The organism is Vibrio sp. 10N.261.55.F4, from assembly GCF_041470465.1.
GTDB lineage: Bacteria > Pseudomonadota > Gammaproteobacteria > Enterobacterales > Vibrionaceae > Vibrio > Vibrio crassostreae_C.
In genome coordinates, this window is the sequence record NZ_JBFRMM010000020.1 from 235,485 (window position 1) to 248,813 (window position 13,329).

Sequence of the window (13,329 nt, forward strand, 5' to 3'; positions counted from 1 at the left end):
GATGAACACCGTGTAAAGGAATTACGAATTGTTTTGGCTAATACAATAACTTTACATCGAGGCACTTTTCATGACGACATTATCGCTATCAAATTTGAGTTCAGTTCCGCAGTTCAATGGCAAAGCACACAGCAAGCTTCAAGCGCTAGCAAAACCGATTGGGGCGGTGTGTAATATCAGTTGCACCTACTGTTATTACTTAGAAAAACAGCAGCTGCTTGAATACCCAAAAGGCTCTCAATATACGATGGATGAAGTTCTGTTAGATCGTTATATCAAGCAGTACATAGAAGGGCAGAATACGCCTGAAATTATCTTTTCTTGGCACGGTGGAGAGCCTACCTTGTTGGGGATTGAGTACTTTCAAAAAGTCGTCGAGCTGCAGAAAAAATATTGTCCTAGCTACAGCAAGATTAGCAATGACCTTCAAACCAACGGCACGTTACTGAATGATACGTGGTGTGAGTTCTTCAAAAAGAATGACTTTATCATTGGTGTGAGCATTGACGGCCCAGAGCACTTACACAATCACTACCGGACCAACCGTGCAGGCAAAGGCACTTTTTCTCAAACAATGCGTGGCATTCGCTACTTGAAGCTGCATAACGTCGAGTTCGCGACCCTAAGCTGCGTGAATGATGTGACAGGAAAATATCCATTAGAGGTCTATCGCTTTCTGCGTGATGAAGTGGGTTCGAAGCAATTGCAGTTTATTCCTGTGGTCGATAAGCGTGCTGCTCATACTAACAACAAATGGCTCACCAACCAGAAGGCGATCATTCCTGTTTCAGGCGATCTAGAGCCGTGGAGTGTTGAATCAGCACAATGGGGAGAGTTTCTCTCTACGATTTTTGATGAATGGTACCAACATGATTTTGGTCAGGTGCTCGTGCCTTATTTTGAAAACTTCTTTGGTGTGTAGATGGGGAAAGAAAGCACTATGTGTACATTGAGTGAGATTTGCGGAAAAGGGTTAGCGGTTGAGCCCAATGGCGATGTGTATTCATGTGACCATTATGTCTTTCCTGAATTTCAGCTGGGTAATATTCAGGAACAAGCACTTTCAACTTTAGCCTTCTCGCCAAAGCAGCAGCGTTTTGGGTTCGCCAAACAGAAGTCTCTGCCGAAACAATGCCAAGCCTGTGAGTTTAAATTTGCATGTCATGGCGAATGCCCCAAAAACCGTATCATCACAAGCCGAGATGGTGAGGCGGGGTTAAATTATCTCTGTGAAGGTTGGCTGAGCTTCTTCAAGCATATCGACCCTGTTATTAAGGACTTATTCAAAGCCAATAATATTGCGTCTCGTCTGGGGTAATGGAGTAGGCGTGAATGGATTCAATCAAGATTTAAGTTAGATAGAAGGCTCGCTAAATTGTGCGAGCCTCTTGGTATTTGGTATTTGGTAACGGGTATCTAGTCAGCCGATTCTTGGGCTGGGCTCATGGCGAGAAGAGTCTCTTCCATGGCATTGTTTAGAATCGAACGGTTACGCTGCATGGCGGCCATGAGCGTTGAGCCAAGCCATAAACCATAAAGCGTTCGAGATAGCGATTCGGGCTCTGCGATAGTGAAATCACCGGCCTCATTGCCTTCTTCAAACAGCTTTGCCATACGCAGGATTATCTTTTCTGCGCCTTCTGCCATGGTCGATTGCAACGGGTTTGCAGACCCAGATACTTCTCCCGCCAGTTTTACGACAAGACATTGGATATTGAAGTCTTCAGTCAGTTTCGACGCACACCAAAACTCGAAATAGGCTTTAACGCGGTCACGACGAGAAAGCGATTCATCACTTAAAAAGTCATCCAGCTTAGCGAGATGCTCATCAAAGTAGTTAGTAAGAAGGATCTCACCAAAGTGCTCTTTGGATTTAAAGTAGTGGTAAAAAGAACCCTTCGTGCCTTCCGCTTGGTTGATGATCTTCATCAGGCCAACACCAGCAAACCCGTGTTCATTAATAAGGCTAAATCCTGCATCGAGCATAGCTTGTCGCATGTCTTTCATTGTTCTTACTCTTTATGCTGAGAATGAGGAATAGTGTAACGAGCAACATACCAACCGTCCAGTCTAGCGCGTTAGGACGCGGTCAATAATTGACTCGTTTCGTCAAATTGATTTTTCTCTTGCTTACACTTCTAAGCGATAAAACTTTTTTCAAGATAAGCGCATGCTATAAAACGAAAATAACAACCTTATAGGGCTTGTTTGGTGCCTTAAAATGGCTAAATTGGGGTGTTTTAAGTTGCTGTTTTTGTTGGTTTTTAATTTGGTGTTTTCTTGAGATCGCAATGATAGTCTTAGATTAATTTCTTTAGGGGGCTAAATGGACACCAATAACAGCACTTATCATCACCACAATTTTGCTCAGCAAGACTTATCAGAGCTTACATTTACAGCCTGTACGTTTATCCGTTGTGATTTCAGACGTTCGAACTTACGTGACGCAACGTTTATTAACTGTAAGTTTATTGAACAAGGCGATATTGAGGGATGCCACTTTGATGTTGCCGACTTACGAGATGCAAGCTTCCAGAATTGCCAGTTGGCGATGGCGAATTTTAGTAATGCGAATTGCTATGGGATTGAGCTACGTGAATGCGACCTGAAAGGGGCGAACTTTACTCGCGCTAACTTTGCCAATCAGGTGAGCAATCGCATGTATTTTTGCTCGGCATACATCACGGGTTGCAACCTGTCTTACGCTAATTTTGAACAGGCTTGTTTAGAGAAGTGCGAACTGTTTGAGAACCGTTGGATAGGCACTTACCTTGGCGGCGCGTCATTGAAAGAGTCTGATCTCAGCCGAGGTGTGTTCTCGGAAGATGTATGGGGGCAATTCAGTATGCAAGGGGCGAATTTGTGTAATGCAGAACTAGAAGGGTTAGATCCTCGCAAGGTAGACACATCGGGGATTAAAATTGTCGCTTGGCAACAAGAACAACTGCTTGAAAGCATGGGTATTGTGGTGATGCCTGATTGATAGCTGTAATTTCTAACTACAGGCTATTTGGAATATGTAAGAATTCGCTATAGAAGAAAAGCCCAAAGCTAATAACTTTGGGCTTTTCCGTATTTGGTAACCAGCATTTTATAATGAATTTTTAAAAAGAGAATGCTTGGTGATAGAGAACTGATTGGTTGATTAATGCATGCCTGAGCGCATTTTGTCGGCGAGCGCAAAGAAGACAAAAACGACGAAACAGACTAGAGCAGCACACAGTGAAGTTAAGATGGTTGTGGCGTCTTTTGAAATCAATGGAATGGTGATAGAAGCTAGCGCTATCAACATAACAAGGATATGAACAATTCGACCCGGAATTGGATTTTTATGACAGAATGAAGCCCAGAGGTAACGCATTTTCAACACCAGTATAAAATTAGTGGTTTTATTCTATTTTCTTAGTGAGTATTTTGTAAATAACAATTGGTTACAATTGGTTGTAAATATGATCTAAGTCGAATTAGTATTAAACCAGTTAAATAACAGCAGTTTATTGATCTTTTATTGAATTTTAACTTTCAAAATGAACATCATAATATTCCGTATTCTTTGGAATGCTAAGTCAAATATTATTCAACTTTTTGTTTCTTGACTTAAGATCTCACTTATTGAGTGTTTTATTAAGAGATCGGTTGCGTATAGCCATTGATATCGTAACTATCAATCGAATTAGAGTTATTCTAGAGCCTGTTATTCGCTTTATGTTATTTATCAAAGCGACTCCTCAAATTGAGAGCGAGGTAATCTTGTGAGTTGTTCGGTTTGATATACTCAGTACTCAGTACTCGTTCGATAAAGATGATGGAGATGATATGTCGAAAACCGCGAAGATCATTAATGAAGATAAACTAGTGAAAAAAGCAGTTGAGGTCGGTTTTAAAATGGCTAAATTGCAAGGTTTTGATTTGCCACATTCATCTCAACCAATAAAGGTCAAAGCGGTGTACTTGTTTCTTGTTGAAGTAAATCAGATCACGCCGTTACCAGAAAGTAAGCTTGATGGGGCAAACATTAAAAAGCGTCTGGCGCTATGGATACATAAAGCATTGCCTGACAATGATCCCTTGAAGTAAACCTTTTCCAAGCTGATATTTCTGGACTCGTTTCCTCTGAGTTCATTATTCATCGATATGTTAGATAAGAAACCTAGCGAGCTCTCGCTAGGTTTTTTTGTTTTTGAGGCCGATATTTTAATAGTGGATAGCGAGTCACTGCCATTCGAAGCGTTGTTATCTACTCGATAGAATGTTCAACACTGAGAGTGTTGGTGATTTATGCCGCTTGATTGGCAATCTGAGCACATAATTTACTAATGACTCTAACCTTCTTTTGACGCTTATTCGGTTAAAGACATTTTCTTAAGATCTCCACCGATCAAATACATTAGAACTCAAAGTATTATTTAATTCATGCTGACCGCTATTAAATGTGATACAGATCACTAATTTTTGTTTTTTTAAAGTTAAGATGTTGATCTTAGTAGGGGGTAAATGCTCATAATAAAAAGGAATTTAATTAGAGTTCAAAGGAATTTCTCGGTATGATTACATCAGCGCCTTGGGTGTTGTGTCCAGAAGTGATAGAAAAAACGAGTGAAGAATGGAGTTTTCGCGAGCCCAAAGCTTCAGATGGCAACGACATTTATCGACTGATTTCAGAATGTCCGCCACTAGACACCAACTCGTCATATTGCAATTTTTTGCAATCCACTCACTTTAGTAAAACTTGTATTTTGGTTGAGAACAAAGGTGAGCTTGCGGGCTTTATCTCGAGTTATCAAAAACCGAGTGAGCCTAATGTTCTCTTTATTTGGCAAGTTGCAGTTGCCCCTCGATTTAGAGGTCACTCTTTAGCTTACAAGATGTTGAACAGCTTACTTCGTCGAGAGTGGCTGAAGAGTATAGAAGCTATTGAAACAACCATTACTAAGTCAAATCAAGCGTCTTGGGCACTCTTTAAAAAGCTAGACGCAAAAAATAGTAGCACTGGAAAAGTGACCACTTTCTTAGATGAAAATGTTCATTTTAAAGGGCTGCACGATACTGAGTATTTGTATCGAATACCCCTTAAATAATCATTAACTTATAGGAATCAAATAACGGCCTTATCATGGATATTTTTAAAAAGCAGGAATCTAACGTACGTTCATACTCGAATAGTTTTCCAGTCACTTTTGCTAAATCAAAAGGCTGCTGGCTTGAAACAAAACAAGGTGATCGTTACCTCGATTTTCTTGCTGGAGCAGGATCTCTCAATTACGGTCATAACAATCCAATACTTAAGCAAGCTTTACTTGAGTATATTGAAATGGATGGAATTACACATGGCTTGGATATGCATTCAGAAGCCAAAGCTGAATTCCTAGAAGCTCTTAGTCGCTTTATTTTGGAACCTCGAGCATTAGATTACAAAGTTCAATTTACCGGCCCGACAGGAACAAATGCGGTTGAGGCAGCGATTAAGTTGGCGAAAAAAGTAAAAAGTCGAAGCAGTATTGTTGCATTTACCAATGGTTTTCATGGTTGTACGGCGGGTGCATTGGCTGCTACAGGCAACCAACACCACAGGCAAGGTGCGGGCTCAAATCTCAACAACGTTACGCGTTTGCCATTTGAAGGTTACGCTGGAATCGATGGTTTAAAATTATTTGAAAAGATGTTAACCGATAATTCCGCTGGTATGGATAAACCTGCTGCCGTTTTATTGGAAACGGTTCAGGGTGAAGGTGGGTTAAATGTCGCTTCAAATGAGTGGCTACAGAAGTTAAGCAAAATCTGTAAAGCCCACGATATCCTACTTATTGTGGATGATATTCAAGCCGGTTGTGGTCGAACAGGAACGTTTTTTAGCTTTGAACCTTCAGGTATAAAACCAGATATCGTTACGCTATCTAAGTCGATAAGTGGTTATGGCTTACCGATGGCTGTGGTTTTATTAAAACCTGAACTAGACAAGTGGGAGCCGGGAGAACACAACGGCACCTTCCGTGGTAACAACCATGCGTTCATTACTGCTGCGAAAGCGTTAGAAATGTATTGGTCAAATGATGATTTTGAAAATCATATTCAACGTAGCTCAAGCATGGTCGATGATGTCATTCAACGCAATCTCAAGCGTTTCCCTGAGCTATTTGTTCAACGCAAGGGACGCGGAATGATGATTGGCATTGAATGTAAAGATGGGAACACAGCTGATGAGATTGCAAAAGTGTGTTTTGACAAGGGCATGGTAATTGAGACCGCAGGTCCAAACGATGAAATCTTGAAGTTCTTTTGTCCATTAACCATTTCAGAATCGGAATTGATGCAAGGTTTAACTATTTTCGAAGACTCAGTTGAAGTGGTAGCAACCAAGCATTTCAAGAAAGCATCGTAATAGGGAGAGTAAAATGATTGTTAGAACACTTGATGAATGTCGTAATAGTGAAAGACGTATTGTATCGGATAACTGGGAAAGCACTCGCATGTTATTGAAAGATGACAATATGGGATTTTCTTTTCATATCACAACAATTTACGAAGCGACAGAAACACATATCCATTACCAAAACCACTTGGAGTCTGTGTTTTGTATGAGTGGTGAAGGGGAGATTGAAGTCGTTGGTGGTAAAACTTACTCAATCAAACCCGGTACGTTGTACATCCTAGATAAGAATGATGAGCATTATTTACGCGCATATAAAAACAAAGAAATGACAATGGCTTGTGTGTTTAACCCACCAATTACTGGCGCTGAAGTACACGATGAAAACGGCGTTTATCCACTCGTTGATTAACCCATATCTTCAGGGGTGATATCTCACCCCGCTCCCTATTATTTCGTCTTTAATCTCTTCAAGAACAAAAGGTCTTTTATGACATTTACCGTAGAAAAAATCGGCGGTACATCAATGACAGCATTTGATGCTGTGCTCGACAATATTATTCTCCGCCCTCAAAATCCGTATAACCGAATCTTTGTTGTGTCCGCATACAGCGGTATGACGGATGCATTGTTGGAATGTAAAAAAACAGGTAAGCCTGGTATCTATCAATTGATAGCGATGCGTGACGATTCGTGGAAGGATGCTCTATCTTATATTGAACGCCGCATGCTATTGACCAATGAGCATATTTTTGCGGATCCAATGAATCGTATGAGAGCTGATAAGTTCATCCGGTCTCGTATTTCAGAAGCTAAAAACTGTATCACTAACATTCTTGAAACGTGTCAATACGGACAGTTTTCACTGAGACATTATTTACCACAGATTAGAGAGTTTCTTTCTTCAATTGGAGAGTCACATAGTGCATACAACACGGCTCTTAAATTAAAAAACATTGGTATAAATTCGACCTTTGTTGACCTTTCTGGTTGGGACAACAAAACCCCTCAAAGTTTGGACGATACGATTAGAGAGGCTTTCTCTGACATTGATGTTACTGAGGAGCTTCCCATAGTAACTGGTTATGCGTATTGCAAAGAAGGTTTGATGCATACTTATGATCGTGGTTACAGTGAGATGACGTTTAGTCGTATCGCTACTATTACTGAGGCATCATTGGCGATCATCCATAAGGAGTATCACTTTAGTTCGGCTGACCCAAAAGTCGTTGGTGTAGGTTCGGTTAAACCGATTGGGGCAACTAATTATGATGTTGCCGATCAACTGGCTAACCTTGGTATGGAAGCTATTCACTCTAATGCGGCTGCTGGGTTACGAGAAAGTGGCATAGAACTGCAAATCAAAAACACCTTCGAGCCAGAACATGAGGGAACACTGATTTCTTCTGATTACCGACCAGACACGAATCACATTGAGATCATTGCCGGAAAACAGAAGGTATATGCGTTACATGTTTTTGACCAGGGAATGGTCGGTAAGGCGGACAATGTTAGTTATGAGTTAATGGAGATTATCGCAGATGCTAGAGTGAACCTTATTGGTAAAGAGATGAACGCCAATTCTATTACCTATTATCTAGGTGGTAGCACCGAGAGTTTAAACAAGGTGTCTTATAAGGCTGAGAAACGTTACCCTCAGGCATCTATTTCAGGTCGAATGGTCGCTATAATCTCAGCGATCGGTTCTCAAATTGATACCAATAAAACGCTCGCTAATGGTGTATTGGCTTTGATGAACCATAGTGTTACGCCTATTGCATTACATTCGTCTATGAGAAACGTAAATGTGCAATTTGTTGTGAGTGATGACAAGTATCAACAAGCGATTTGCGCGTTGCATGAAGAATTCTTTGACCAAGATAAAAGAACCGAGACATCGGTGAATGCAGCATAAAATTTAACAGTGGAGGGCTCACCCTCCACTGTTAAATTTTCATGGAAAAGCAAAACATCAACTGCAAATTAACGATCGCCTGTATCTATTTTGATCACACAGCAACATCAGATATGAGTATTACTACTCTTGATACTTATCGAGCTTGTTATAAAGCGTTTTGATGCTGATTCCCAAGTCTTGTGCTGTTTCCTTTTTGTTGCCTTCATTTTCTTCGAGCGTATTGATAATCGCCGCTTTCTCAATCTTCTCAAGAGAAACACCCGCCGGAACCATATCCTCAACGGTAGTCCCTGTTTCTAAAGGAGGAGTATCAAAAATTAGGTGTTCATCTTTAATCGTCTCATCTGCCAATATAAAAGCTCTTTCAATACAGTGTTTTAATTCCCTGACATTCCCTGGCCATGCATGGGCTGATATTTTTTGAAGCGCTGATGTGAAAATGGTCTTCGCAGTGGTTTCATTTGCGTTGCGATGAGCAATAAAATGTTTTGCTAAGCCGACGATGTCGTCGCCTCTTTCACGCAATGGAGGGACATGTATGGGGAAGTGAGCCAACCTGAAATAGAGATCCTCTCTCAAAAACTGTTCTTCAATAGCGACTTGTGGATCTCGGTTTGTCGCTGCAATGACTCGAGTATTAGCGATACTCGTTGCATTACTGCCTACAGGGCGATATTCACCTGTTTCTAAAACTCGTAGTAATTTGACCTGGTGTTCAAGTGGCATTTCGGTGATTTCGTCGAGAAACAATGTGCCACCTTCTGCTTGCCTAAACACCCCTTGGTGTGTGCGATTCGCCCCTGTAAAAGCGCCTTTTTCATGACCAAATAATTCACTATCAACTAACTCAGGGCTGATAGCACCGCAGTTGATCGCAATAAAAGGTTGGTTTTTACGATCACTGGCAAGGTGAATCGTTTGTGCGACTAATTCTTTACCTGCCCCACTTTCGCCGACAATCAAAACATTGGTGTCAGTCTTCGCGACTCTTCTTAAAGTTCGATACAGCTTATGCATGGGCTTAGAAGAACCGACTAACATACCGAACTGGTCTAAATCGCTGGTGGACACTTTACGCCCTTCTTCCTGCTTCTGGAGGAAGTATTGACTGAAGTCTGCAAGGGTATCTTCCAATATTTGCATGTCGACGGGCTTTCTATAATGGAAGATTGCGCCATGGTTCATCATCATGTCTAAATTTTTGTTTGGCGTACCTGTACTGATAATAATCAAGTCCATTTCGTCCAACCCTGTTGCACTCGATAAGGACTTAAAATCATCGTTAGTAAATCGAGAGACTTCAACAATAGCAGTATCTGGTTGCAGTTGTTGTAGCTTGTCAATCCAATGAACATCCATAGTACTTTGAATTATTTCAAAGCTTGATAATTCATCTAGAGAGTTTATTTTAGACCGCAATAATTCATCTTTTAACTCTATAAAAAGTGTCGGTAATGACATGATTTAACTCTCTTTTTGTACGACAGAAAACGACCTTGATAATAACATAATGTCCTTCAAATACGAATCTATCATTTACTATACGCCACCTTTTAAATGTAGTTACAATATTACTGATAGTAGAAGTGGCTAATTAACAGTATTGATATTAATTATTCTAGGATCTCCATTGATGATAATTTTTACAAAATACTCGTGTAATTAATACACCTCCGATTATTTTACCAATGGTAAATTTTCAAAATTAAAGTGTAAATCCTTTATTTTCAGTCAGTTAAAAAGTTGGCATGCTGGTTGCAATTGTACAAGTGTCAGTTAACTAGAGGAGATAATTAATGAGAAATACTGCAAGTAAAATATTATTAGCTACTTTGATTGCAACTTCTTCATCAACTGTTTTTGCTAATAGCATGTGGGAAAAAGAAACTTTCGATGCGTGGATTGATGGAAAAGCAGAAACGACTTTATTACTGAATACTAATTTAAACTCATTTGACATCAACACCTACGTTAAAAATCGAGTGGTTACTTTAACTGGCTCGGTTAAAAATGAAACAGAGAAAGATTTGGCAGAAGAGTTAGTGCTAAGCCTAGATGACGTTAAGTCTGTAAAAAACGAACTTACAGTGATTGATGAAGACAAAGAAAAAACACCCGCAGCCGTACAAGCTTTGACTGATGCTCACATAAAGACACTGGTAATCACTCGTTTATTAATGAATACCAATGTTAGTGGTAGCGATATTCAAGTTGAAACCGAAAACAGTGTGGTTATCTTGAAAGGTTCAGTTTCATCAAGCAGTGAACACGACTTAGCTTTATCTATAGCAAATAATACCCCGAATGTAGAGAGAGTGGTGGATAAATTAAATATTATTTAACCTCTCTACAATTGGTAATTTATTAAAAATTGGGGAATAACGATGATTCGCTGGTCGCTAATATTTTTTATTGTCGCAATTATTGCCGCCCTATTGGGATTTAGTGGTATCGCTGGGGCTGCTGCGACAGTAGCAAAGATCATATTTTATATATTTGCAATATCACTACTGGTTTCAGTGGTAATTATGTTGCTGAATAAAAACAAACATTAGGAGTTTATATGAACATCAAATCGAACGCTTACCGTTTTTTAACTATTGTGGGTATTACATTTGCACTTGCGGCATGTAGTGATGAAGGTCCGATGGAACAAGCCGGGGAAAATGTAGATGAGGCTGTAGAGGATACTCAAAACGCAATAGAAGATAGCTGTGAAAATATTAAAGAGCATTTAGATGCGAAAGATGAAGATTGCTAGAACTGTCATCTAGAGTGCAATGAGATGCCAAAATCCTCATAAAAATAAACCAATGAAGTAGGAATTAGACATGAAAAATATATTTGATGTGCTCAAAGACAGTCATGAAAAGCAACGACTTTTGATGGATGCGTTACTCCAAACTTCGGGAGACACACAAGCTAGGCAAGAACTCTATGTTAACCTTAAGGATGAGTTAACCAAGCATGCGATTGCAGAAGAGCGCCATTTTTATGCACCTTTGATCGAGAGTGATCAATCCATTGACATGACTAGACATGGAATCGCTGAACATCATGGAATCGACAAAATACTCGCTCAACTCGATGATACAGAGATGTCTTCACCAGCTTGGCTTGTTTTAATGAAAACATTAAAAGATAAGGTTGAACATCATTTAGAAGAAGAAGAGCAGCGTTTTTTTCAAACCGCAGGTCGAGTCTTAGATACTGAACAAAAAGAAACATTAGCTCGTAAATATGAAAAAGAGGTTGCTTGAATCACGAAGTAATCAAATTCTTTAAATAAGTATAAAACTGCTTTGTTATCAAGCTAAGGGCTCATTCTTGAGCCCTTCTTTTATTTAATTTAGAGATAGATAAATTTACGGATAAATATATTTAAATTCACGGATAAATTAAGGCGTAACATGTTTATTATTAAATATTATATGCTTCTTGCTATAGCTTGTTTTTTTGCTTCTGCTCTTATACCACAGCTAATAATCCGTGGTGTTTTTGCCTGGTGTAGTTTGTCGATGTTCATCGTTAGTGTTGCCTACATCTTCGATATGCCGTCAATATTTAGGAAGACTAGCGATGGGAAAATAGTGTGGTGGATTAGATGGATCTTCATTCCATTCTTCTTAGGTGTTCGACTGTACAATGCATGGGCAATTAAAAGAGATAAAGTTGAACCAATACAGAAGGTTGGAAAAGGTTTATATGTATCTCGTCGTTTGTTCCCTTCAGATTTATCGTTCTTAGAATCTCAAAACATCCATTGTATTGTAGATGTTACAGCTGAGTTTTCTGGTTTAGAAAGTGCAATGACCGGTGATCAATTTCGCTATTTAAACACCCCGGTTCTTGATCATAAAGTCCCTAAAATGCATAAGCTTAAACATGCTATAAATTGGATCGATACCCAAATCAATCAATCTAGATCGGTTGTTGTGCATTGTGCTCTCGGTCGAGGACGTTCTGTCTTTGTCGTAGCTGCCTATCTTTTAGCAAAAAATCCGTCACTTACTGTAGAGCAGGTCTTGAAAAGTATTAACGACGTGCGAAGTACAGCCCAATTGAACCATCTACAACTGAAAACACTTCAAGCAATCAGTGATAAAGGTTTGCTCACTCTTGGCCATAAAGCTTGCCTTATTGCCAACCCTGTTGCAGGTGGTGGTAAATGGTTGGCGAATGAACAACAGGTTATTCGTGAACTTACGAGAAAGTACAGTTTAGATATTTTTCTTACTAGCCAAGAAGTATCAGCAGAAATATTAGCTAAGCAGGCCAAAGACCGGAATACTGCGCATATTCTCGTTGCAGGTGGCGATGGGACGGTTAGTGAAGTCGCAAGGCAAGTTAGGAAGACTGATACACAACTCGGGATTATACCTTTGGGTACCGCGAACGCTCTATGTCATATGCTTTATGGATTGACCTCGAAAATATCGCCTGTTGAAAAAGCGTGTGAGGCTATTTTATCTGGCAACTCAAAAAGAATCGATCTGGCGTTCTGTAATCAACAACCAATATTACTGCTTCTTGGTATTGGGTTTGAAGAACAGATGATCGATTACGCACATCGAGAACAAAAAAATGAAAAAGGGCAATTCGCGTATTTGACTGGGTTCTTCAATGCAGTAATCACCGACGATAATCAACACTTTCAAATTTCAATCGATGACCAACCATCACAAAGTATGAAACTACAAAGTTTGGTCGTGGCGAACTCTTCCCCTTTTAGTACTGTGCTTGCTCAAGGGGGACAGCCTCCTAGGCCGGATGATGGGAAGCTGCATATTACCTATTTGGAAAACACAAATTCACTTAGTAAACGAGCTATCGCTCTATCTGATCTGTTGTTATCGAGTCTCGGAGCGAAAGAACAAGCTAGTTACTTTACTTATGCTTCGGCACAGCTCGTTAAAATTGATTCTGACCGACCTATTTCATACGTGATTGATGGAGAGACGTATTTGGCTGATTCACTGGAGATAAGTATTGATAAGCAAGCCTTAACGGTTTGTATTCCATGAATGTATTGAATAATCCGCAT

General features: G+C 39.8%; 14 protein-coding genes and 1 pseudogene. 12 read left to right on the forward strand and 3 right to left on the reverse strand.

What is annotated here, in order from left to right:
• Positions 1–70: 70 nt before the first annotated feature.
• A pseudogene (locus tag AB4249_RS11205) lies at positions 71–1,318 on the forward strand (anaerobic sulfatase maturase).
• 98 nt (positions 1,319–1,416) lie between these two features.
• Here the strand turns inward: AB4249_RS11205 and AB4249_RS11210 are convergent.
• Entirely contained in the window at positions 1,417–2,007 is a 591-nt protein-coding gene (locus AB4249_RS11210) for a TetR/AcrR family transcriptional regulator (protein WP_102458015.1), read from the reverse strand.
• Positions 2,008–2,326: 319 nt separating this feature from the next.
• On the opposite strand from AB4249_RS11210, the gene AB4249_RS11215 reads away from it, so the two are divergent.
• Entirely contained in the window at positions 2,327–2,983 is a 657-nt protein-coding gene (locus AB4249_RS11215; protein WP_372103140.1) for a Qnr family pentapeptide repeat protein, read from the forward strand.
• A 162-nt stretch (positions 2,984–3,145) separates the two neighbouring features.
• Here AB4249_RS11215 and AB4249_RS11220 read toward each other — a convergent pair whose 3' ends face one another.
• Positions 3,146–3,361: a hypothetical protein gene (locus AB4249_RS11220; protein WP_029235681.1), complete on the reverse strand. Its 216-nt coding sequence runs from the start codon at positions 3,359–3,361 to the stop codon at positions 3,146–3,148.
• 455 nt (positions 3,362–3,816) lie between these two features.
• On the opposite strand from AB4249_RS11220, the gene AB4249_RS11225 reads away from it, so the two are divergent.
• The 5 genes from AB4249_RS11225 (at position 3,817) to AB4249_RS11245 (ending at position 8,282) form a co-directional block, all read left to right on the forward strand.
• A complete protein-coding gene (locus AB4249_RS11225; RefSeq protein ID WP_010431978.1) occupies positions 3,817–4,077 on the forward strand; it encodes a DUF5062 family protein in 261 nt (86 codons plus the stop codon).
• Positions 4,078–4,544: 467 nt separating this feature from the next.
• Entirely contained in the window at positions 4,545–5,078 is a 534-nt protein-coding gene (gene ectA / locus AB4249_RS11230; RefSeq protein WP_010431975.1) for a diaminobutyrate acetyltransferase, read from the forward strand.
• Between the two features lie 35 nt (positions 5,079–5,113).
• Positions 5,114–6,379: a diaminobutyrate--2-oxoglutarate transaminase gene (ectB, locus tag AB4249_RS11235; RefSeq protein WP_372103142.1), complete on the forward strand. Its 1,266-nt coding sequence runs from the start codon at positions 5,114–5,116 to the stop codon at positions 6,377–6,379.
• 13 nt (positions 6,380–6,392) lie between these two features.
• Entirely contained in the window at positions 6,393–6,779 is a 387-nt protein-coding gene (locus AB4249_RS11240; protein ID WP_372103144.1) for an ectoine synthase, read from the forward strand.
• A 78-nt stretch (positions 6,780–6,857) separates the two neighbouring features.
• Entirely contained in the window at positions 6,858–8,282 is a 1,425-nt protein-coding gene (locus AB4249_RS11245; protein ID WP_017065849.1) for an aspartate kinase, read from the forward strand.
• A gap of 123 nt (positions 8,283–8,405) precedes the next feature.
• Here AB4249_RS11245 and AB4249_RS11250 read toward each other — a convergent pair whose 3' ends face one another.
• Entirely contained in the window at positions 8,406–9,746 is a 1,341-nt protein-coding gene (locus tag AB4249_RS11250; RefSeq protein ID WP_010431963.1) for a sigma-54-dependent Fis family transcriptional regulator, read from the reverse strand.
• A 335-nt stretch (positions 9,747–10,081) separates the two neighbouring features.
• On the opposite strand from AB4249_RS11250, the gene AB4249_RS11255 reads away from it, so the two are divergent.
• From AB4249_RS11255 to AB4249_RS11275, 5 genes are all read left to right on the forward strand, one after another.
• Positions 10,082–10,627 carry a BON domain-containing protein gene (locus AB4249_RS11255; RefSeq protein ID WP_017065851.1) on the forward strand — a complete coding sequence of 182 codons (546 nt, stop codon included), beginning with the start codon at positions 10,082–10,084 and terminating at the stop codon, positions 10,625–10,627.
• Between the two features lie 42 nt (positions 10,628–10,669).
• Entirely contained in the window at positions 10,670–10,840 is a 171-nt protein-coding gene (locus AB4249_RS11260; protein WP_010431958.1) for a DUF1328 domain-containing protein, read from the forward strand.
• 8 nt (positions 10,841–10,848) lie between these two features.
• Positions 10,849–11,046: a hypothetical protein gene (locus tag AB4249_RS11265; protein WP_010431955.1), complete on the forward strand. Its 198-nt coding sequence runs from the start codon at positions 10,849–10,851 to the stop codon at positions 11,044–11,046.
• 70 nt (positions 11,047–11,116) lie between these two features.
• Positions 11,117–11,545, forward strand: a complete 429-nt coding sequence (locus tag AB4249_RS11270) for a hemerythrin domain-containing protein (RefSeq protein ID WP_010431952.1) — start codon at positions 11,117–11,119, stop codon at positions 11,543–11,545.
• Between the two features lie 150 nt (positions 11,546–11,695).
• On the forward strand, positions 11,696–13,309 hold the full coding sequence (locus AB4249_RS11275; protein ID WP_372103147.1) for a diacylglycerol kinase family protein: 1,614 nt from the start codon (positions 11,696–11,698) through the stop codon (positions 13,307–13,309).
• The last annotated feature ends 20 nt before the right edge of the window (positions 13,310–13,329 follow it).